Origin of the sequence: Micromonospora sp. GCM10011542, assembly GCF_042650685.1 — a bacterium.
In the GTDB taxonomy this organism is placed as follows: Bacteria; Actinomycetota; Actinomycetes; order Mycobacteriales; family Micromonosporaceae; genus Micromonospora.
In genome coordinates, this window is record NZ_JBHSBO010000017.1 from 1 (window position 1) to 21,198 (window position 21,198).

Annotated in this window: 16 protein-coding genes and 3 pseudogenes; 12 read left to right on the plus strand and 7 right to left on the minus strand. The window is 68.9% G+C overall.

Going from position 1 to position 21,198, the window contains the following annotated elements; all coding sequences use genetic code 11:
* Nucleotides 1–299, minus strand: a 299-nt coding sequence (locus ACFOW4_RS05925; protein ID WP_377525229.1) for a transposase, incomplete at its 3' end; no start/stop codon positions are given.
* A gap of 126 nt (nt 300–425) precedes the next feature.
* Between ACFOW4_RS05925 and ACFOW4_RS05930 the strand changes: the two genes are divergently transcribed.
* Complete coding sequence (locus ACFOW4_RS05930; protein WP_377525231.1) at nt 426–809, plus strand: DUF1801 domain-containing protein; 384 nt, start codon at nt 426–428, stop codon at nt 807–809.
* Between the two features lie 219 nt (nt 810–1,028).
* Here ACFOW4_RS05930 and ACFOW4_RS05935 read toward each other — a convergent pair whose 3' ends face one another.
* The gene (locus ACFOW4_RS05935) at nt 1,029–1,334 is read right to left on the minus strand and encodes a hypothetical protein (RefSeq protein WP_377525232.1); all 306 of its coding nucleotides are present in this window, start codon (nt 1,332–1,334) and stop codon (nt 1,029–1,031) included.
* A gap of 318 nt (nt 1,335–1,652) precedes the next feature.
* On the opposite strand from ACFOW4_RS05935, the pseudogene ACFOW4_RS05940 reads away from it, so the two are divergent.
* A pseudogene (locus ACFOW4_RS05940) lies at nt 1,653–2,491 on the plus strand (IS481 family transposase); the annotation flags it as partial.
* Nucleotides 2,492–2,732: 241 nt separating this feature from the next.
* On the opposite strand, the gene ACFOW4_RS05945 reads toward ACFOW4_RS05940, so the two are convergent.
* The 3 genes and pseudogenes from ACFOW4_RS05945 to ACFOW4_RS05955 all read right to left on the minus strand — a co-directional run bounded on the left by ACFOW4_RS05945 (nt 2,733) and on the right by ACFOW4_RS05955 (nt 4,509).
* Nucleotides 2,733–3,197 carry a hypothetical protein gene (locus ACFOW4_RS05945; protein WP_377525234.1) on the minus strand — a complete coding sequence of 155 codons (465 nt, stop codon included), beginning with the start codon at nt 3,195–3,197 and terminating at the stop codon, nt 2,733–2,735.
* Between the two features lie 247 nt (nt 3,198–3,444).
* Nucleotides 3,445–3,807 (minus strand): hypothetical protein, encoded by a 363-nt coding sequence (locus ACFOW4_RS05950; RefSeq protein WP_377525235.1) that lies wholly within the window; start codon nt 3,805–3,807, stop codon nt 3,445–3,447.
* Nucleotides 3,808–3,913: 106 nt separating this feature from the next.
* Nucleotides 3,914–4,509, minus strand: a pseudogene (locus tag ACFOW4_RS05955) (IS6 family transposase).
* 328 nt (nt 4,510–4,837) lie between these two features.
* Here ACFOW4_RS05955 and ACFOW4_RS05960 point away from each other — a divergent pair.
* The 7 genes from ACFOW4_RS05960 to ACFOW4_RS05990 all read left to right on the plus strand — a co-directional run bounded on the left by ACFOW4_RS05960 (nt 4,838) and on the right by ACFOW4_RS05990 (nt 13,366).
* Nucleotides 4,838–5,839, plus strand: a complete 1,002-nt coding sequence (locus ACFOW4_RS05960) for a LacI family DNA-binding transcriptional regulator (RefSeq protein WP_377525237.1) — start codon at nt 4,838–4,840, stop codon at nt 5,837–5,839.
* A gap of 122 nt (nt 5,840–5,961) precedes the next feature.
* Complete coding sequence (locus ACFOW4_RS05965) at nt 5,962–7,638, plus strand: ABC transporter substrate-binding protein (RefSeq protein ID WP_377525238.1); 1,677 nt, start codon at nt 5,962–5,964, stop codon at nt 7,636–7,638.
* 91 nt (nt 7,639–7,729) lie between these two features.
* Nucleotides 7,730–8,896 (plus strand): ABC transporter ATP-binding protein, encoded by a 1,167-nt coding sequence (locus tag ACFOW4_RS05970; protein WP_377525240.1) that lies wholly within the window; start codon nt 7,730–7,732, stop codon nt 8,894–8,896.
* Nucleotides 8,893–9,870: an ABC transporter permease gene (locus ACFOW4_RS05975; protein ID WP_377525242.1), complete on the plus strand. Its 978-nt coding sequence runs from the start codon at nt 8,893–8,895 to the stop codon at nt 9,868–9,870. Before ACFOW4_RS05970 ends, ACFOW4_RS05975 begins: the two co-directional genes overlap by 4 nt.
* A gap of 3 nt (nt 9,871–9,873) precedes the next feature.
* A complete protein-coding gene (locus tag ACFOW4_RS05980; RefSeq protein ID WP_357111780.1) occupies nt 9,874–10,911 on the plus strand; it encodes an ABC transporter permease in 1,038 nt (345 codons plus the stop codon).
* Entirely contained in the window at nt 10,908–11,906 is a 999-nt protein-coding gene (locus ACFOW4_RS05985; protein WP_377525244.1) for an ABC transporter ATP-binding protein, read from the plus strand. The genes ACFOW4_RS05980 and ACFOW4_RS05985 overlap by 4 nt, the downstream gene beginning before the upstream one ends.
* 47 nt (nt 11,907–11,953) lie before the next feature.
* Complete coding sequence (locus ACFOW4_RS05990; RefSeq protein WP_377525245.1) at nt 11,954–13,366, plus strand: GH1 family beta-glucosidase; 1,413 nt, start codon at nt 11,954–11,956, stop codon at nt 13,364–13,366.
* 387 nt (nt 13,367–13,753) lie between these two features.
* Here the strand turns inward: ACFOW4_RS05990 and ACFOW4_RS05995 are convergent, their stop codons facing one another.
* Nucleotides 13,754–15,016 carry an ROK family protein gene (locus ACFOW4_RS05995; protein WP_377525248.1) on the minus strand — a complete coding sequence of 421 codons (1,263 nt, stop codon included), beginning with the start codon at nt 15,014–15,016 and terminating at the stop codon, nt 13,754–13,756.
* A gap of 662 nt (nt 15,017–15,678) precedes the next feature.
* Here ACFOW4_RS05995 and ACFOW4_RS06000 point away from each other — a divergent pair.
* From ACFOW4_RS06000 to ACFOW4_RS06010, 3 genes and pseudogenes are all read left to right on the plus strand, one after another.
* Entirely contained in the window at nt 15,679–17,082 is a 1,404-nt protein-coding gene (locus ACFOW4_RS06000; RefSeq protein ID WP_377525250.1) for an alkaline phosphatase PhoX, read from the plus strand.
* Nucleotides 17,083–17,925: 843 nt separating this feature from the next.
* Nucleotides 17,926–18,610, plus strand: a pseudogene (locus ACFOW4_RS06005) (tyrosine-type recombinase/integrase); the annotation flags it as partial.
* Nucleotides 18,611–18,655: 45 nt separating this feature from the next.
* Nucleotides 18,656–19,918, plus strand: coding sequence for an ISL3 family transposase (locus ACFOW4_RS06010; protein ID WP_377525253.1), 1,263 nt, complete (start codon nt 18,656–18,658; stop codon nt 19,916–19,918).
* A 530-nt stretch (nt 19,919–20,448) separates the two neighbouring features.
* On the opposite strand, the gene ACFOW4_RS06015 is transcribed toward ACFOW4_RS06010, so the two are convergent.
* Nucleotides 20,449–20,985, minus strand: a complete 537-nt coding sequence (locus ACFOW4_RS06015) for a hypothetical protein (protein WP_377525254.1) — start codon at nt 20,983–20,985, stop codon at nt 20,449–20,451.
* Between the last annotated feature and the right edge of the window lie 213 nt (nt 20,986–21,198).

Consider the following 21,198-nt stretch of genomic DNA (forward strand, 5'->3'; position numbering starts at 1 on the left):
GAGTCGACCGAGACCAGCCAGTCGATGTCCCCGGCCGCGTCCGCGTCGGCCTGCACCCCGGCGAGCATCCGCGCGAACGTCCCGTCGAGCGCCCACCTGCGGAAACGGGTGTAGATCGACTGCCAGGACCCGTAGCGGGCGGGCACGTCCCGCCACGCCGCCCCGGCTCGGATCTTCCACACGATCCCGTTGAGCACCCGCCGGTCATCGACTCGCGGCCGACCACCGGTCACCGCCGACGGCAGGTACCGCGACAGCGCTTCCCACTCGACGTCAGACAACTCGTAGCGACGACCCACGCGCTACATCATCCGACACCAAGATCCTTTGAAGACACCGCCTAGTACGGGGTACGCCGCTTCCGTCACCTCAGGGAGGTAGGAGCGGGAACGCCAGTCGATGGATCCGTGGTTGAGGAGGATTGCATGGGCACCCCGTCAGCGGACGTCGAGCAGTACTTGACCGACCTGCAGCATCCCCTCAAGGAGGGCGTACTGCAGCTCAGAGCCGCGATCCTGGCCTCCGACCTGGCCATCACCGAACATGTGAAGTGGAACGCTCCGAGCTTCTGCTACGGCGGCCAGGACCGGGTCACATTCCGCCTTCAACCTCGTGGGCGGCTGCAGCTGATTTTCCACCGAGGAGCGAAGGTCCGCGCGGACACCGCCGGCTTCGTCTTCGAGGATCCCTCCGGGCTGATGACGTGGCTGGCACCCGATCGCGCCGTCATCGACTTCCCCGGCCTCGGGGTCGTCACCACGCACCAGGCACAGGTCATCGCGCTGGTCGACCGTTGGGTGCTGGCCTGATGGCGGGCGACGGTGCGGGCAAGCCCCGGCAAGACCGCCCGCTAGTGCTCATGCCGCCGATTGTGCACGCGGCGCTCAGCCGACGCGGTCACGCCGGATAGTCGTGTTGGCTAAGTGTGAGGTCGCCGTGGGGCGGTCACCAGCACAGAGAACGCCCCCTCAGCCTCGACCGCTTCGTCCCGAACGCGATCACGGACTACTGGTGAAGGTCATTCCTTGTCACCTCTCGACGGGCCGCGTGACGATCCAGAACAGGCGGATCAGGCCATGAAAGACCACGTTGAGCGCGGCCGGCCCGAGTGCCACCAGCATCCCCAGGCCGCTGCCCACGTGGCCGTAGGCGTCGGGATCGCTCATGAAGGTCAGCGACCACGGCAGTCCGAGGAGAAACAACGGGAAGACCGGGTAGATGAGGACGAGATACTCGTCCGGGCCAGCGGTAGCATCGAGAATCATGAACAACGCCACCAGGACGAGCACCGTCGTGGCATGAGCGAGCAGGACCCGCGATCCGCGTGATGTCACGACGGCACCCTAGTACTCACCCCGATCGTCAGTCGTCAGGGGAAGCGGGATCGCCGCTGAGTGTTGACCTGAATCAACGGCTTGGTCCTCACCACCCGGTGCGGAGACTCTTGCGCCATCCCGATGCTGCCGTCGGCCCGCCCTCGTGGGGAGCGGGCCGCCGCCCGGCCCGCCATGTCAAGCGGACCTTGGGGCGCAGGTTCGGACGCTGGCGGGTCGGGCGGTGGTCTGCTCGGCTTGCCCGGGTCGATGGCAGGCGGGATGGCTCCTTCCGCAACCACCCACGGACCGTGACCCGCCGGCGGAGCCCCGACTATCCTGGACGACCGGTCGCACCGACCGCATGCGCATCCCGCTCACACCTCTGCCGAGGTGGAGGCGGTGATCTGCGAACTGCGCCGCAACCACCCCCGATGGGGCCAACGGCGCTTGCACTACGTGCTGGGCCGCCGCGCTTGCCCCGGCCCGGTGCCGTCGCTGAGCACCATCTGCCGAGTCTTGGTCCGACACGGGCTGATCGCCCCGGTTCCCCGCCGTCGGCGTCGAGAGGACTACCGGCGCTGGCAGCGTGAACGACCGATGGAGCTGTGGCAGATGGACATCGTCGGAGGCATTCGCCTCGCCGACGGCGGCGAGGCGAAGGTCGTCACCGGGTCGACGACCACTCTCGGTTCTGCGTCATCGCGCAGGTCGTCAGGCGAGCCACCGGCCGAGCCGTATGTCTCGCCGTCGCCGAGGCCCTGCAGCGGTTCGGGGTGCCCGAGGAGGTGCTCACGGACAACGGCAAGCAGTTCACCGCTCGGTTCGACGCCGGTGGTGGGGAGGTGATGTTCGACCGGATCTGCTCGGAGAACGGGATCACCCACCGGCTCACCAAGCCCCGCTCACCCACCACCACCGGCAAGGTGAAGCGATTCCACCAAACCCTGCAACGCGAACTTCTCGACGACGTTGAGGTCTGGGCCACCCCGCAGGAGGCACAGGCCGCCATCGATGTGTTCCGGCACGGATACAACACCGGACGACCACACCAGTCCCTGGGGATGGCGTTTCGGGCCGACCGGTTCACCGCCCCGCCGGCCGAAGAGCAGCTGCCAGTGCGGCCGCCGCCGAAACCCCTACAGGAGGCTGCGTTCAACGCCGAAACCGACCCGGCAATGAAGAACGCGGTCGACGACCGCATCATGCGCCTGCTGTCCTCGCCGATGCCCTCACCCTCCCACTCCTGACACCCAACATCCGACATCGGACATCAGTCCATCACGCATCAAGTAGAGCAGCTCAGAATCAACCTTGTCGGGTCTCGGGACCTGCGTGACACATCGTTATCAGGAACTGGGTGACCTCCGCCGAGTGTTGGTTGAGATGAGCGTGACGGAACAGCGGTACCCGATGGTTTCAGTCGTAGAAGAGCTGCTCAAGATCCTCAATGGAGCCGGGTCCGGTCAGGAAGCCCTCGGCCTTGGCAATCGCGTCCTCCGGTGGTGGCCCGCCCGCTCTGAGGAGCTGCTTCATCCATAGCTCGCCCTGCTCGCCGACCGCGTAGATGCCGGAGAGGATCTCGGCCATGCCCGCAGGCTGCGGCGGACTCTGCCCGACGACGGGTTGGAGTTCCCATCCACCAGCTCGGGCAGCCAACCGGATCACCCCCGCCCAGTTGGCGATCCGCCCGATACGCACGTGCCACGGGTCCTCGGTAAACGGGGCCAGCCGCCCACCGTGCAGCGCGTTGGTGGCGGCCCTGATGTCCTTCATCACCTGCCGTTCCACTGCATCACGAACCCAGCGCCCTTCCTGCGCTTCTTCAATGGCGGCGGAGAGCCACTCCCAAGCAGCGTCGACCCGATCCGCGAACGCATCCACGCATACAGGTTGCCATCCGGGACGTTGTGGGCCGCGTGACCTCCTCCACGCTGCCTCTCGCGCCCGAAACCGGCCACGGTTTCGGGCACGGGAGCCTCCGCCGACGCAGACACCGGCTACTGGCCCTGGGCCGCACCCACCACCACCCGCCGACCGGATGACGGCTGGGTACGCGGCCACGACCCCCGCACCGTCGCCTCCGCCCGAGAGGTCGACCCGCGCTTACCAGACATCGACCAGGACAAGGTCACCGGAACTCGTGGACCACTTCAATCTTGCCGATGATGTGGTCGTTGAACTTTTCCAGCTCCTCCGCTGGCACCCACAACTCCAGGATCGTCTGGCCACCGACCTGCCGGACGGGATAGCGAGCAACGAAGGCAGAATCCACGGCGAACCTCGTCACATAGCCGACGCCTGAGGCCGCGACATTCCAGTCGCGGGCGATCTTCACCGCGTAGTCCTCGTTCAGCACCGGGTAGAAGATCGGCTGGTCGGGCAGCCGCGGTGGCCACCGACGCCAACTGGAAGCAGCGACCAACTCAAGCTCCTTCGGCCCTGTCGGACGCCACAGGACCGTCACATCACGCTGCCCACCGCTCTCAGACACGAGCCGAGTCTTGCAGATGGTGATCTACAGGTCTTGCGAAAATCAGGAGCGTCCACTTCGCCGACGGCCGGCTGTCGTACTCCGCTTGATGCCTTACGTCGTGGCTTCACTTGATGCGTGCGAGTTCGGTGAACGCAGCGGCGACCCGCAGAGCGGGCGGGGCGTGGCCGGCGATGATCACCTGTGCTGTCTTGTCCGTTCGTAGCCCGCGCATCGGTCTCAACCGCTGTTTGAGCTGGCTGTGATCAACCTCTACCGGATTGTTTGCGTACTGCTCGACGTGGTGCCACGCCGACGGGATCAGCTCATCCAGCACGCCGGCGTAGACCGCAGCGGCATCGGTGACGACCTCCGCGGGCGTCACCTTCAATGCCGACAGCGCCCGGCGGAAGAACAGCCGAGCCGAGCCGGGGCGTCCCGGCGGGCCGAGACGAGCACGTCGATGACCTGCCCGTACTGGTCGACGGCCCGGTACACATACCGCCAAACTCCGTTGACCTTGACGTACGTCTCGTCAACGAGCCGCCTGTCGCCTGGCGAGTGCCGGCAAAGCGGGCCGCGTCGCCCAGCAGCGGCGTGAACCGCTGCACCCACCGGTAGACAGTGACGTGATCACTTCCACGCCGCGCTCGACCAGCAACTCCTCAACCTCGCGATAGGACAGGTTGAACGGCAGGTACCAGCGGATGCGACCACGATCACGTCCGGCGGGAACCGGAACCCGGCGAACGCCGACTTTGGTCGATGACGTCACTGCTCAAGCCTGTCTCGATCTTGCCAACGCTCCACGCAACGGAGCTGTAGGCGCCGGCACGCCTCGCGGCTGGCCTGGCTTTCTCGCATCGACGCTGACCACACCCTGGATCGGCCGCGCTGTCCATGGGCACTTTTTTCAGGTGTCGAACTTAGCCCTGTTTTGTTACGCGGCCGTTATTGACGTGACCGCCGCCACTTCGGTTGACTGCGACGGAACCGCTTCCGCAACCGGTTCCGAAACAACGCCCTCACCCCTTCGACCCGGGAGCGTGACGTGCCGATCACCATCGCCGATGTCGCCGCCCGCGCGGGGGTGAGCAAGACGACGGTCTCCCGGGTGCTCAACGGCAAGGGCGAGGTGCGCGTCCGCACCGCCGACCGGGTCCGCGCGGTCATCAACGCCCTCGGGTACGTGCCGAGCGCCCGCGCGGTCGGCCTGGCCCGCGGGCGTACCCGGGTGGTCGGCATGCTGGTGCCCGCCCTGACCTGGCCCTGGATGGGCGAGGTGCTCCAGGGCGCGGCCGACGTGGTCGAGGCCGAGGGGTACGGCATGCTGCTGTTCACCTGCACCAACGGCGACGAGTCGATGCGGCGGTTCGCCTCCCAGGTCTCCGCGAAGTCCTTCGACGGCCTGCTCGTGGTCGAGCCGGAGGGCACCCTCGACTACATCACCGAGCTGCACGAGCGCGGCCTGCCGGTCATCCTCATCGACGACCGCGGCCACCAGCCCGGCTTCCCGTCGGTGCGCACCACCAACGAGTCCGGCGCGCGAGCCGCGGCGGCGCACCTGCTGTCGCACGGGCGGAAGCGGCCGCTGGTCGTCACCGGCCTGCGCCGCTTCGGGTGCACCCGGGAGCGGCTGGCCGGCTTCGCGGACGGCTACGCCGACGCCGGCCTGCCCATCGATCCCGCCCTCGTCGTGGAGGGCGACTTCACCTTCGAGTGCGGGCGGGCCGCGGTGGAGCGCCTGCTCGCCGACGGCGTGCCGTTCGACGCCGTCTTCGCGCACAACGACCTCTCCGCGGCCGGGGCGCTCCAGGCGCTGCGCGACGCCGGCCGGCGGGTCCCGGACGACGTGGCGGTGGTCGGCTTCGACGACCTGCCCCTCGCTGGGCACACCCATCCACCGCTGAGCTCGGTCCGCCAGCCGTTGCGGGAGATGGGAGCGGCCGCCGCCCGTACCCTCATCGCCCACCTGGCCGGCACGCCGCTGCCCGACACCCCGACCGTCATCCCCACCAGCTTCACCGTCCGCGCCTCGACCGGCACCACCTGACCTCTCCACCGCTGTATCCACCACCCACACCGGCGGGCACGGCGCCCACCGTTGGTAACACCGCACACCCTCCATCCACCACATCCCGCTCGAGGATTGCGGGAGCACCGAGGGAGACCTCCATGAGAAGAAGGCAGTTCCTCGCCGTCGCGCTAGCCGGCGCGATGGCCACCGGCGTCGCCGCGTGCGGCGACAGCCCGAACGCGAACAAGAACAACGGCCAGGCCGCCACGGTGCTGAACGTCGGCATGCCGAACGGCCCGCAGGCCGAAAACAACAACCCGTTCCTCACCACGTCCGCCGCGGCCTCGCTGGGCTACCGCTGGCAGATCTTCGAGCCGCTGATGATGTGGAACCCGGTGAAGCCGGCCGACCCGTTCAAGCCGTGGCTGGCGACCAAGGCCGAGTGGTCGTCGGACTACACCTCGGTCAAGGTCACTATCCGAGACAACGCCACCTGGTCGGACGGGCAGAAGGTCACCGCCGAGGACGTCGCCTTCACCTACAACCTGGTCAAGAAGTACCCGGCGCTCAACGACCAGGGCGTGCCCTACACGGACGCGACCGCCAGCGGCAACGAGGTCACCATCAAGATGGCCAGCCCGCAGTTCGTGAACCAGCAGAAGGTGCTGTGGCGGGTGCCGATCGTCCCCAAGCACATCTGGGAGAAGATCAGCGACCCGACCACCGACGCCGTCAAGCAGCCCGTCGGCAGCGGCCCGTACACCCTGAAGTCGTTCACCCCGGCCAGCATGACCCTGACGGTGCGCGACAGCGGCTACTGGCAGGACCTGCCGAAGGTCAAGGAGCTCCGCTACACCTCCTACACCGACAACAGCGCGCAGACCACCGCGCTGGCCAACGGCGAGTCGGAGTGGAGCTTCGTCTTCATCCCCAACTACCAGACCGTCTTCGTGGCCAAGGACCAGGAGCACCACAAGATGTGGGCGCCCGCGATCCTGGGCATCCACGGCCTCTACCTCAACACCACGAAAAAGCCGTTCGACGACCCGACGCTGCGCCGGGCCATGAACATGGTCATCGACCGCCAGGACATCTTCACCACGGCCGAGGCCGGCTACTTCCACCCGCTGGTGAAGAGCGTGACCGGTCTGCCCAGCCCGGCCGGTGACGCGTTCATCGCCTCGGAGTTCAAGGGCCAGGAGCACAAGGTCGACGTCGAGGGCGCCAAGGCGCTGCTCACCGGCGCCGGCTACAAGCTCGAGGGCAACACCCTCAAGGACAAGACCGGCAAGGCCGTGACGATCAAGCTGACCGACCCGGCCGGGTGGTCCGACTACCAGACCAGCCTCGAGATCGTGAAGGACAACCTGTCCAAGATCGGCATCGCCGCGACGGTCGACAAGGCCAACCAGGACGCCTGGTTCCGCAACGTCGAGCAGGGCAACTTCGAGGCGACCTTCCGGTGGACCGAGGGCGGCGCCACGCCGTACGACATCTACCGGACGATCATGGACGGCCGGCAGCTCAAGCCGATCGGCACCGCCTCCCCCGCGGGCAACTTCGGCCGCTTCAACAACAAGGAGGCGACCGACGCCCTGGTCGCCTACGCGAACGCCACCGACGAGGCGGCCCGCACCGCCGCGATGACCACGCTGCAGAAGATCTTCGTCGAGCAGATGCCGATGATCCCGGTCGGCGCGGACAACATCGGCGGCGCGTACAGCACGAAGAACTGGACGGGCTGGCCGGACGACTCGGACCCGTACGGCGCCATGCAGCCCACCCAGCCCAACGCGCTGGACGTGGTCCTGCACCTGAAGCCCGCCGGTAGCTGATCCCCCGTTTCCGCCTCCCCGGTCGGCCCCGGCCGGCCGGGGAGGCGGACACCGATGTTCGTGACATCGCGACCCCAGACAGGAACTCGGCATGACGTTGAGCGAGAGCGCGGCGGCGCCGGTCGACGAGGTGGTGCTGGAGGCCGTCGGCCTGACCAAGCACTTCCCCGTCCGCAGGCGGCTGCGTGATTTCTTCTCCCGGACGCCGGCCGTCGTGCACGCCGTCGACGACGTATCGTTCGCGCTGCGTCGCGGCCGGGTGACCGCGCTGGTCGGGGAATCCGGCTCCGGCAAGTCCACCGTGGCCCGGCTGCTGGCCCAGATCTACCCCCGCACCGCCGGCGACCTCCGCCTGCACGGCACGTCGACCAGGGTGCGCGGCGGCCGTCCGTTCCGGTCGTACGTGCGGCGGGTCCAACTGATCCTGCAGGACCCGTTCGCGTCGTTGAACCCGGTGCACACCGTCCGCTACCACCTCACCCGATCGCTGCGGATCCACGGCAACGCCGGGCGCGGCGCCGCGGAACTGGAGGCGGCCCTCGGCAAGCTGCTCACCCGGGTCAGCCTCACCCCGCCCGAGCGCTACCTGGACGCCTTCCCGCACGAGCTCTCCGGCGGCCAGCGGCAGCGGGTCGCCATCGCCCGGGCGCTCGGCGCCGACCCGGAGGTGCTCCTCGCCGACGAGCCGGTCTCGATGCTCGACGTGTCGATCCGCCTCGGCGTGCTCAACCTGCTGCAGGACCTCAAGGACCGGCTCAACATCGCCATCCTCTACATCACGCACGACATCGCCTCGGCCCGCTACTTCGCCGACGAGACGATCGTGATGTACGCGGGCCGCATGGTCGAGGGTGGCGACAGCGAGACTGTCACCCAGAACCCGGCCCACCCGTACACCCGGCTGCTCACCGATTCGGCGCCGGACCCCGAGCGGATCACCGGCGACGGCGCCGGCGTCGACGCGGCCGCCGGCGAGGACCGCGGCCAGGGCGAGCCGCCGAGCCTGATCGCCCCGCCCGCCGGCTGCCGGTTCCACCCCCGCTGCCCGCACGCCATGCGCCGCTGCACGATTGACCTGCCGCCGACGCTGACCATCGGCGACCGGCCGGGCCACTGGGCGGCCTGCTGGCTCTACGACCCGGACACCGTCGCCGCCGACACCCCCGGCTCCGCCGCGCCCGACGCCGACCCGGCCGTGCCCCCGCCCCCGGCGGCCGTCGAGCGGGACGGCACCGCCACCCTGGAGGAGACCCGATGAGATTCCTCCTGCAGCGCACGGCCTTCTACCTGTTCACCGCATGGGCGGCCATCACGCTCAACTTCTTCATCCCGCGGCTGGTCCCGGGCGATCCCGTGCAGTCCCTCATCTCGCGCAACCAGGGCCGGATCAGCGCCGACGCCATTGAGTCGCTGCGCGTGCTGTTCGGGCTGGACGCGAACGAGAACGTCTGGGAGCAGTACCTCGACTACTGGGGGCAACTTCTCCACGGCGACCTGGGGCTGTCGTTCACCTTCTTCCCGGCGCCGGTGTCGACGGTGATCGGCGACAGCCTGCCGTGGACGGTCGGCCTGGTCGGCATCACCACGATCATCAGTTTCCTCCTCGGCACCGCGCTCGGCGTCGGCGCCGGCTGGCGGCGCGGCTCCTGGGTCGACGGGCTGCTGCCGGCCACGACGTTCCTGTCCTCGATCCCGTACTTCTGGTTGGGCCTGGTCGCCATCGCCCTGTTCGCCGGCCCGGGGAGCTTCTTCCCGTCCTCCGGCGGCTACGAGTCCGGCCTCGTGCCGGCGTTCGACCTGTACTTCATCCCGAGCGCGATCCAGCACAGCATCCTGCCCGCCGCCACCATCCTGGTCTCCTCGATGAGCGGGTGGATCCTCAGCATGCGCAACATGATGGTCACTGTTTCCTCGGAGGACTACATCACGGTCGCGCACGCGAAGGGGCTGTCGGAGCGCCGGGTGGCCCTCAGCTACGCGGCCCGCAACGCGTTGCTGCCCAACGTCTCGGGCTTCGCCCTGTCGCTCGGGTTCATCGTCGGCGGCACACTGCTGGTGGAGATCGTCTTCTCCTACCCGGGTCTCGGCTACCAGCTCTTCCAGGCCGTCGGCGCCAAGGACTACCCGCTCATGCAGGGGATCTTCCTGATCATCACGATCTCCGTGCTGGTGGCGAACCTGCTCGCCGACGTCGCGTACCTGCTTCTCGACCCGCGGACCCGAAAGAGCTGAGCGATGACAATCTCTCCGTCGAGCATCGAGCAGGTCATCCCCGGTCAGGGGGCGATGGCCCAGCCATCGGCCGCGCCGGGCCGGGTGAAGCGGCGCCGCTTCCGGTTCGTCGCCAACGCCAAGGCCGCCACCGGCCTGGCCATCCTCGGCATCTACTGCCTCTTCGCGGTGATCGGGCCGTGGGTGGCGCCGTACGACCCGGACGCGCGCAGCGGCGACGTGCTCCAGCCGCCGTCGGGCACGCACTGGTTCGGCACCACCCACCTCGGTCAGGACATCTTCAGCCAGATCCTGGTCGGCGCGCGCAGCGTCATGGTGGTGGGTCTGGTCGCCGGCGTGCTGGCGACGATCCTGTCGATCCTCATCGGCGTGACGGCCGGCTACATCGGCGGCGCGGCCGACGAGGGCCTGTCGGCGCTGTCCAACGTGTTCCTGGTCATTCCCGCGCTGCCGCTGATCATCATCGTGACGTCGATCGTCGAGCAGGCCAGCGACACACTGGTGGCGCTCATCATCGGCTGCACCTCGTGGGCGTGGGGCGCCCGGGTGCTGCGCGCCCAGACGTTGTCGCTGCGGCGCCGGGACTACGTCGAGGCGGCCCGGGCGACCGGCGAGCGGACCTGGCGCATCATTCTGTTCGAGGTCCTGCCCAACCTCACCGCGATCATCGCGTCCGGCTTCGTCGGCACGGTCATCTTCGCCGTGATGTCGGAGATCACCCTGGCCTTCATCGGCATCTCGTCGATCTCGTCCTGGAACTGGGGCACCATCCTGTTCTGGGCGCAGGGCCAGCAGGCCCTCGCGCAGGGCGCCTGGTGGTGGTTCGTCCCCGCCGGGCTGGCCATCGCGGTGCTCGGCACCGCCCTCGCCCTGATCAACTTCGGCATCGACGAGTTCGTCAGCCCCCGGCTGCGCAGCGCCGGCAAGACCCGGATCCGCACCGCCGACGGGCACACCGTGCGGATGCGGGTCGGCTTCACCCCCGTGCTGGCCCCGACCCGTGCGGTGCCGGCCCCCCGAGGAGAGGAGGTCGCACCATGAGCGATCCGGTGCTGGAGATCCGCGGGCTGCGGGTCGACTACGGGCTCGGTGACGCGGCGGTGCACGCCGTCCGCGACGTCGACCTGACCCTGCACCGGGGCGAGGTGCTGGGGCTCGCCGGCGAGAGCGGTAGCGGCAAGTCCACCCTGGCGTACGGGCTGACCCGGCTGCTGCCGCCGCCCGGGGTGGTCAGCGGCGGCCAGGTGGTCTACCACCCGGTCGACGGCCCGCCGGTCGACGTGCTCACCCTCACCCCGGCGCAGCTGCGACAGTTCCGCTGGGCGGAGACCTCGATCGTGTTCCAGGGCGCGATGAACTCGCTGAACCCGGTGCACAAGGTCTCCACCCAGCTGCTCGACGTGATCAAGGCGCACGAGCCGAAGAGCACGGCGGCCGGCCGGCTGGCCCGGGCCCGGGACCTGCTCCGCCTGGTGGGCATCGCCGCCGACCGGCTGGACAGCTACCCGCACCAGCTCTCCGGCGGCATGCGGCAGCGTGTGATGATCGCCATGGCGCTGGCGCTGGAGCCGCAGGTGGTCATCATGGACGAGCCGACCACCGCGCTGGACGTGGTGATGCAGCGGCAGATCCTCGGCCAGCTCGCCGAGCTGCGGGAGCGGCTGGGCTTCGCGGTGCTGTTCATCACCCACGACCTGTCGCTGCTGGTGGAGTTCTCCGACCGGATCGCCATCATGTACGGCGGCCGGATCGTCGAGGAGGCGCCCGCCGCCCAGCTGTACCGGCGGGCCCTGCACCCGTACACGGAGGGGTTGCTGCACTCCTTCCCGGCGCTGCGCGGCCCGCGCCGCGAGCTGACCGGCATTCCCGGCTCGCCGCCGGACCTGCGGGCCATGCCCGAGGGCTGCGCGTTCCACCCGCGCTGTCCGAAAGCGTTCGACCCGTGCGACAAGAAGGTGCCGGCGCTGGGCGCCGCCGAACCGGGCCGGGACGTCGCCTGCTGGCTGCACCCGGTCGCCGCACCGGTCCCCCGCTGACGCCCGCTCCCCGTCCGACCGAACGACCCGCTACCGCAAGGAGAACCATGGACACCGACCTCACCCACTCCACCACCACCGGGCAGGCCGACCCGATCGACACCCTGCCGCCGACCTTTCGGTGGGGGGTGGCGACCTCGTCGTACCAGATCGAGGGCGCGGTGGCCGAGGACGGCCGGACGCCGTCGATCTGGGACACCTTCTGCCGGGTCCCCGGGGCGGTGGCCAACGGCGACCACGGCGACGTGGCCTGCGACCACTACCACCGGATGCCGCAGGACGTCGCGCTCATCGCCGACCTGGGCCTGGACACCTACCGCTTCTCGGTGGCCTGGCCGCGGGTGCAGCCGGGCGGGCGCGGGCCGGCCAACCCGGCCGGGCTGGCCTTCTACGACCGCCTGGTGGACGAGCTGCTGGGCCGCGGGGTCGACCCGTGGGTGACGCTCTACCACTGGGACCTGCCGCAGGAGTTGGAGGACGCGGGCGGCTGGCCGAACCGGGACACCGCCTACCGCTTCGCCGACTACGCGGAGCTGGTCTTCGGCGCCCTCGGCGACCGGGTGAAGACCTGGACCACGCTGAACGAGCCGTGGTGCTCGGCGATGCTCGGGTACGCGTACGGCCTGCACGCCCCGGGCCGGCGGAACCTGGGCGACGGGATCGCCGCGGCGCACCACCTGCTGCTCGGGCACGGGCTGGCGGTGCAGCGGCTGCGTGCGGCGGCGGCCACCCCGATCGAGCTTGGCCTGACCGTCAACCTGTCCACCGCCGACCCGGCCACCGACAGCGCGGCCGACCGGGACGCCGCCCGGGCCGCCGACGGGCTGGGCAACCGGCTCTACCTCGATCCGGTGTTCCGTGGCTCCTACCCGCAGGACGTGGTGGCCGACTTGGCCGCCGAGGGGGTCCGCGTCCCGGTGCAGGAGGGCGACCTGGAGGTCATCTCGGCCCCGATCGACGTGCTCGGCGTGAACTTCTACTTCGGGCAGGTCCACTCCGGGGTGGACGAGCAGGGCCGGGACCGGGACGAGCACGGCAAGCCGGTGCGCCGGGTGATCCGCCGGGACCTGCCGCGCACCGCGATGGACTGGGAGATCGTGCCGGAGTCCTTCACCGAGCTGCTGGTCCGGCTGCACCGGGACTACCCGGGCGTGCCGCTGGTGATCACCGAGAACGGGGCGGCCTTCGATGACAAGCCGGACGCCGACGGGTTCGTGGCCGATGACGACCGGGTGGCGTACCTGACCGAGCACCTGCGGGCGGTGGCCCGGGCCCGGCAGGCCGGCGCGGACGTGCGGGGCTACTTCGCCTGGTCGCTGCTGGACAACTTCGAGTGGGCGTACGGCTACGACAAGCGGTTCGGCATTGTCCGGGTGGACTACGACACCCAGCGGCGTACGCCGAAGCGCAGCGCGCAGTGGTACCGCGACACCGTCCGGCGGGTGCGCGGGGAGCGCTGACCCGGCCGCTCGGGGGCGGCCGCTCCGGATCTCCGGGCGGCCGCACTGGCGTCCACCGTGCTTCATCGCGGAGAGAACGTCGAACGATCGAGTACTACACAAACATTCCTCGGGCACCCGACGACACTTTCAGCACCGGAGGCAGCTCCGACGCTGGCCCGATTAATCAGAGCGCCCGAGTACCGCAACCCGGACCCGTGGTGCTGCTTGCGAAATATCGACGGCCGCAGCCAGTCGGTGAGAAGGTGCCTTCCCGCCACTCCTTTGCCCCGCCGAGGGCGTCAAAGACGCAGATCTGGAGCTGCACCAGCGGGGCCAAGCAGAAGTGGACCCTCCCGTCCTGTGCTGGGGCCGGGTCGGCGGCACTCGCGCCGCCGGCCTGGTGGCTCAGCGGGTCCGCGACCGGGGCCGTCGCGCCGTCAGCGCCGGCGCCAAGGTCACCCGGGCGGCCGGCTCGCGCGGCACGCCGCCGTCGCGCAGCAGCCGGGCCATTGGCAGGGTGGCCGCGCCCATCGCGACCGCGTCCGGTCCGAGCCGGCACAGCTCGATCGAGGTCTGGGCGTACGGCTGGCGCAGCGCGTGCCGCGCGGTGACCTCGCGGATCTGCGGCAGGTAGCGCTCGCCCAGGGCCAGGCCGGCCCAGCCGCCCAGGACCACCCGCTCGGGGTTGAACAGGTTCACCAGGTTCGCCACCCCGGCGCCGAGGTAGCCGACCGTCTCGTCGAGCACCTTGGCGGCGGTGCGGCTGGTGGAGCGCAGCAGTTCGCCGAAGGCGGTCTCCTCGTCGCCGCCGGTCGCCGGGCGACCGCGGTTGGCCTGGCGGAACCGGTCGAGCACCCCTTCCGCCCCGACGTACGCCTCGAGGCAGCCGAGGTTGCCGCAGCGGCAGCGGCGGCCCCCGTACACGATGGTGGTGTGCCCCCACTCGCCGGCGCTGCTGTGCGCGCCGCGGTAGCCCACGCCGTTGGCCATCACGCAGGCCCCGACGCCGGAGCCGACCAGGGCAACGACCGCGTGCCGGACGTCGCGGCCTGCGCCGAACCACATCTCGGCCTGGCCGAGGGTCTTCGCGCCGTTGTCGATGTGCACCGGGATGTCGGTGCCGGCGCGCAGCATGGCACCGAGTGGCACACCGTCCCAGCCGAGGGTCTGCGCGTGCACCACGGCGTCGGCGGCGCGCTCGACGGTGCCGGAGACGGCGACGCCGAAGCCGAGCACCGCCGCCGGGTCGATGCCGGCCTGCTCGATCACCGCGGTGAGACCGTGCAGCAGGTGGTCGGTGACCTGCCGGGGGTCGGGCTCGGCGGCGGCGATCGGGTACTCCGCCTTGGCGAGGGCGGTCATCGCCAGGTCGAAGAGTTCGACCTGCACCCGGGTCTCGCCGACGTCGGCTCCGACCAGGTAGCCGTAGCCGGGGGCGACCCGTAGCAGGACCCGGGGGCGGCCGCCGTCGGACTCGACCAACCCGGCCTCCTCGACCAGGCCCTCGGCGATCATTTCGCCGACCAGGTTGCTCACGCTGGCCAGGCTCAGCGCGGTGGACTGCCCCAGCTCGTGGCGGCTCAGCGGGCCGTCCAGCCAGATCCGGGTGAGCAGGACCGACCGGTTGGCACGACGCATGTCGCGCACGGTGGTGCGTCTGGCGTCCACGTCCGCCGCCATCCTCTCCCGGCCGCCCCGGCGGCCTGCTTCACGCCGTGAACCAAGTGCTGACAGATTACTGCGCATTCACATTTAACAAAGTTAACTGCCAGCCTCCTTCTGCTTGTCCGCCGGCACAATCGCCGACGGCGCGGCTGCGGCGTTGGGGTTCTGCGGAGCCGGGGTGTCCAGGCCGCAGGCAGGCGGGGTCTTCAGACCCGCGGTCAGCGAGGTCCGGTTGGGCAGCGCGGTGAACGGCGTGAGGTCCGCGTTCTAGGTGAACGCCGTGGCCGGGGTGACGATCCGGTGCGCACGCAGTGCGCGGGGCAGCAACCGCGTCAGCGCGGACAGCACGGCGCGGCTGAACAGCCGCCGCCCGCTTGTAGGGTCGCGAACGTCGATATGACTGCGGACCCACCGAATGTCGATGTCCGCCTCGCCGCGTAGGCGGCGGTACCCGCCGCCTGACGGCCCTCGCCCTCATCAGCACCGTGAATGCCGCGTCGCCGAGAGGAGGCCACGGTACCTTCCGCGTGGAGCCGCGAAGCGGCATCCGACCTGGGAGTTTGCCGCGTGTTCGCGCAAATGGCTACCGCCACCTGCGAGGCATTCACATCGGAGGACTTGGGTCGGGTCGTACGTATGGATCTTCAGCGGAAGGACGTTCTCCCTTGACCTCCTCCATCTCCCGTCGCAACCTGTTGCGCTCCGGCGCGGCGGGTGGCCTCGGCATCGTCTTCGCCGGCAGTATCGAGGCGATCGCCGGTTCCGGTGCCGCCCAAGCCGCCCGCGGGTCGGTCGGCTACGGCGCCCTCGTTCCGGACGCGGCCAAGCTGCTCTCCCTCCCGCCCGGCTTCTCCTACAAAATCGTCGCCCAGGCCGGGGTGACGCTGCTCGAATCGGGCGAGCCGACCCCGAGCGACGCCGACGGCACCGGCTTCTTCCGTAGCCAGAACGGCGGCGTCCTGGTCAATAACCACGAGATCGGCGGCGACGAGCCCTACGGCGTGCCAGCCCTGCCGGGCCTGACCTACGACCCGGGTGCGCGCGGCGGCACCACCAACATCGAGGTGGACTCCGACGGCAACCGGGTCCGCGAGTATGTCAGCGTGGCTGGCACGGTGCAGAACTGCGCCGGTGGTGTTACCCCCTGGGGCACCTGGCTGACCTGCGAGGAGACCGAGCAGCGTGCCGGCGGGGCGTTCCAGAAGGACCACGGATACGTCTTCGAGGTCGACGCGTTCGATCGCGAGGCCAACAAGAACCCGGTGCCGCTGAAGTTCCTCGGCCGGTTCGCGCACGAGGCCGTCGCGGTCGACCCGGACACCCACGCGATCTACGAGACCGAGGACGCGGGCGGCCCGAACGGGCTGTACTTCCGCTGGACCCCGCCGGCCGGCTTCCGCGGTGGCAAGGGCGCGCTGCGGGCGCTCGCGCTCAGCCTGGGCGGCGACACCGCCGGTACATTGCAGGCGATGAACTGCTTCAAGGGCAGCAAGCACATCGCCGATCTGGCCGAGGCTACCCAGCCGGGCACCCGGTACAACGTGACGTGGGTCGAGGTGCCCGACCGCAACGGGACAGCCGTTTCGGTGCGCAAGCAGTTCACCGACGACCAGGTCACCCGCAGCCACAAGCTTGAGGGCGCCTGGTGGTCTGACGGTGGGGCCTACTTCGTCGCCAGCTTCGCCCGGCACGACGACGGCAGCGTGAACGAGCACGACGGGCAGGTGTGGTTCTACGACCCGAAGTCGGAGACGATCACGCTGAAGACCATCTTCGGCGTGAACCCGGACCCGGACCAGGACACCAACTACGATGGTCCGGACAACATCACCGTCTCCCCGTACGGTGGGGTGATCCTGGCCGAGGACGGCGAGGGTCTCTCGCACCTGGTCGGCGTCACCGACGAGGGCAAGGCCTACCCGATCGGCCGCAACGAGCTCAACACGAGCGAGTTCACCGGCCCGACGTTCAGCAAGGACGGCAAGATCCTCTACGCCAACATCCAGACCCCTGGCTTCGTGTTCGCCATCACCGGGCCGTGGGGTCGGCCGAGCAACGCCGAGCAGTGATCACCGCATGACAGCATGGTGGCGCCCCGCTCGGCAGACCGGGGCGCCACCGCGCCAGCCGGCGGGCCTGAGATCAACCCACACGTGGCGGCGGGTCAGAAACCGCCGTCGGCGACGTCGCCCGCGAAGCGCAAGCCACCATCGCTGACGCCTTCGGGCCCGCCGAAGAGGTCTCCAACCAGAAGTGCCTGGTCAGGGCGTTGCGTGTGGGATCAGCGTCCCGGATAACGGCACACCGGCGCGCTCCATGAAGGCGAACCGCAACCGCGTTCGTCTATGCTACCCGAGGTGCTGCGGCGGAGTTCGACGGTCCGAGATGTCGGACGGCGCTAGCCGTATTGGGAGCAGCGACAGGTGACAACTTCGGACGTCACTGGGAGGTCAAGCGCCCCGGAGCGCGGCGTCGTTGCCGCTCAGCAGCTTCACTGCGATACGGCCGGGTGAGCTCTTCGATCGGCTATCAACGCTTCGGCTGACTTCTCGCTGACGCCGCAGATGTCCCCCGGCAAAGAGGCGTGCCCACAGTGGACGTGGAAGACACGCCGCGGATGGGCCGTTTGTTCTACACACCCGGAATACCGCGCGACGAGGTCCCGCGTGGGGATCTTGCTGTAGCCGGGCGGGCTGCTTGATGAATGGCCGGTGCCGGCAGGCCCCCAGTTTCCTACTGCTTTTGCTGCTGCGAGCCCGGCCCCTGGTGCGCTATCACGGTCGCGATGGTCCCAAAGGTTGCGACCGGCCTGGCGCAACGCCTCGGCAGGCTGGGCGGCCGTCTCAGCCTGGCTCGGCTGAGTCTGCCCCTGCTGGCCGGGGCCCTGCTGCGGCTGGCCCGCACCCTGCGTCTACGGCCTGAGTCGCCAGTCCGAGAATACGAAGACGAATTACAGCACCCTCGTGCGCTCGCACATCATCGGCGATCTCGGCGCGAGAAAGCTGCGAGACCTCAGCGCCACCGACGTGGACCGCTGGCTCATAGGCAAAGCCCAACACCTGAGCGCCCGCACCCTGCGACTCGTCCACTCCTTGCTCAACCGCGCGGTCAATCGGGCCATGGCGCGGGACAAGGTCAAGCGCATCGTCGTGGCACTTTGCGCAGTGCCCCTCGGTCGTGGCGACCGCCCGAGCCCGATGCGTTACCACGCTCAGAACCCACCACGAGCGCCAGGGCAAGCCCTCCGCTGACCACCTCGTGTTCGCTTCCACCGCCGGCACTACCCTCGATCGGCACGACGTGCTTCGGGCCTTCCGACCCGTCGTCGCCAGGGCGGGCCTTGACCCATGCGACTGGACACCCCGCGAGCTGCGACACAGCTTCGTGTCTCTGCTGTCCGACAGCGGCGTGAGCATCGAGCAAATCGCCGACCTCTGCGGCCACTCCGGCACAACCGTCACCGAAAGCGTCTACCGGCACCAACTTCGGCCCGTGCTCCTGGCCGGGGCCGTCGCCATGGACAAAAATCTGGGTCTTGTGACGCATCTGTGGGTGCTTCGGTGCGTCGTTTATGGCGCACGCCGTTGTCCTGCCTAGGTTCTGGCTTGTCGAAGGTCAGAACTTTATGGGCGGGAGAACGGCGTGCGTTCTGCCAGGGTATGGGCTGGGCTGCTCGGGGTCGAGCAGGCGGTGGTCGAGGGTGTGGAGTTCGATCCGGACGAGTCGGTGGTGGTAGCTCGGGTGCGGGTGGGTAAGGGCGCGTCGCGGCGGTGTCCGCATTGCCGGCAGCGGTGTCCGCGTTATGACGGCGGGGTTCGTCGTCGGTGGCGGGCGTTGGATTTGGGTGTGGTGCGGGCGGTGATCGAGGCGGACGCGCCTCGGGTGTCCTGTCGGGTGCACGGGGTGGTCGTGGCGGCGGTGCCGTGGGCTCGGCATGGGGCGGGGCACACGCGGGCGTTCGACGCGACGGTGGCGTGGTTGGCGGTGCATACCGCGAAGTCGGCGGTGGCGCAGTTGATGCGGATCAGTTGGCGCACCGTGGGGGCGATCCTCGCGCGGGTGTGGGCCGACACCGGTGGCCTGCAGGACCGGTATGACGGGCTGCGTCGTATTGGTATTGACGAGGTCAGCTACAAGAAGGGCCACCGGTACCTGACCGTGGTCGTTGATCACGACACCGGCCGGTTGGTCTGGTCCGCGCCGGGCAAGAGCGCTGCCACATTGCACGCGTTTTTCGACCTGCTCGGCCCGGATCGTGCCGCGGCCATCACGCACGTGTCCGCCGACGGCGCTGATTGGATCACCACGGTCATCCGCCGTCGCTGCCCGCACGCGGTCCGCTGCGCCGACCCGTTCCACGTCGTGGCCTGGGCCACCGACGCCGTCGACCGGGTCCGCCGACAGGTCTGGAACGAGGCCACCGGCCGTGGAGCCGGACGTCGCGGCGTCGCGGTCGGTGAGGCTCGGATGGTGAAGAACACCCGCTGGGCGTTGTGGAAGAACCCGGAAAACCTCACCCCCGCCCAGCGGGCCACCCTCGACTGGATCGCCAAGACCCACCCCCGTCTGCACCGGGCATGGGCCCTCAAGGAGGGCCTGCGCTACGTGTTCAGCCTGGCCAAGACCAGCCCGAGCGCCGCCGTCGACGCCCTCGACAAATGGATCGGCTGGGCCCGCCGCAGCCGCATCGACATCTTCGTCGACCTCCAACGCCGCGTGGTGCGTCACCGCGACGCCATCCTCGCGTCCATCGAACACGGCCTGTCCAACGGCCGCATCGAGTCCGTCAACGCCAAGATCCGCCTCATCACCCGGATGGCCTTCGGATTCCACTCACCCGACGCCCTCATCGCCCTAGCCATGCTCAGCCTCGGCGGCCACCGACCCCAACTACCCCGAAGATGATCACCACCGACCCACGAACCCAGCAGAAGACCCCAAAATCTTCGACGATGAGGCGTAGACACTCAGTTAGACACTCAGTCGCGAAAAGAGGCCATATCCATCGATCGGATATGCCCTCTGAGCTGCGTCGGGACGGCGCTGCCGCGTCAAGAGGTTCCCGAAGAAAATGTTGCAAGGATGCCGAGAATGGCTTGGCGGCTCCGTCTCAAGAATGGATGCGGCCACCGTGGCCGTACAACGCCAAGGAAGCCCGGCATGACGAGTCAGCGGATGGACAACGTCCTCATCGGACAAAGTCCATAATTCAGCGGACAATGCGGCATCAACGTACGCCCATAGCTCTACCGATCGTCGAGTCGAAGGGTTTGTGTCCAGTTATTGCTGCCCCAACCGCAATAACTGTTCACAAACACACCTGCCCCAAGTAAACAATCTCAAGGTGGGGTCGTCCGGGTCAGGTCGATGATTCGCGCCCGTGTCGGGCCGGGTGCCTCGGCCGGCTCTCAGCCGCAGGTGCTGGAACGGTAAGGTCACGGAGTCCAAGTGATTGGTTCGGGAGCCCCTGCTGGCGTATATTCCACCGCAGTCGGCTTTCCGTCCTTGGGTACCTTGAACTCAAGCCAACCACGAACGCAGGTCCCGACCTTGATTTCCTTCCGGTCGGGATACTCGGGCTTCATGCCGTTGCCGCCAGCGTGGCCAGTGCTCTTGATTGAAGCGTCCCCGAATTTCAATACCCAGTTTGAGGTGCCAATCGAGACAGCGGAGTATCCCTTGGGCAGTTTTTTGAGGCAGTATTTGAGGTCGATCGCGCCATAGACATAGGCACTGTCTGATGGCTTTCCGAATTGCGTGGCGTTGTGCTTGTAGCCGTAGAACGTGATGGTCGAGGTGTTCTCGTCAAAGGGAATCGCATCGCCAAGCTTGTTCCCTGCGGGTGCCGAGGGCGGCGGGGTCGATGGGACCGCGCTGGCGCTTTGGCTCGGAGCGCTCGCCGCGGTGGACTCGGTGGCTCCTCCGCATCCCGCCACTGTCATGGCCACCGCGATCGCGATGGAGGGGATCATGGTCTGCCTCAAGTGCACCCTTTTGCTCCTATGCTCAGCTTGACGATCTATGCACTGCCGATCGGCCGCGCCTCGACGCCCAACCAAGGACGACCTTCGGGGACATCTACCGACGGGAGGGAGGGCCGGCGGATCGCGGCTAGCTAGGGAAGCTAGTGCTCTGACCACGAACGTTCACGGTGTTGGGGTCAGGCTGCGCGGGCGGCGGGTTGG

Coding starts and splice junctions, on each gene's coding strand:
- ACFOW4_RS05930 (WP_377525231.1), top strand. CDS start 426: ATGGGCACCCCGTCAGCGGACGTCGAGCAGTACTTGACCGACCTGCAG.
- ACFOW4_RS05975 (WP_377525242.1), top strand. CDS start 8,893: ATGAGATTCCTCCTGCAGCGCACGGCCTTCTACCTGTTCACCGCATGG.
- ACFOW4_RS05990 (WP_377525245.1), top strand. CDS start 11,954: ATGGACACCGACCTCACCCACTCCACCACCACCGGGCAGGCCGACCCG.
- ACFOW4_RS05980 (WP_357111780.1), top strand. CDS start 9,874: ATGACAATCTCTCCGTCGAGCATCGAGCAGGTCATCCCCGGTCAGGGG.
- ACFOW4_RS05985 (WP_377525244.1), top strand. CDS start 10,908: ATGAGCGATCCGGTGCTGGAGATCCGCGGGCTGCGGGTCGACTACGGG.
- ACFOW4_RS05970 (WP_377525240.1), top strand. CDS start 7,730: ATGACGTTGAGCGAGAGCGCGGCGGCGCCGGTCGACGAGGTGGTGCTG.
- ACFOW4_RS05965 (WP_377525238.1), top strand. CDS start 5,962: ATGAGAAGAAGGCAGTTCCTCGCCGTCGCGCTAGCCGGCGCGATGGCC.
- ACFOW4_RS06015 (WP_377525254.1), bottom strand. CDS start 20,985: ATGATCCCCTCCATCGCGATCGCGGTGGCCATGACAGTGGCGGGATGC.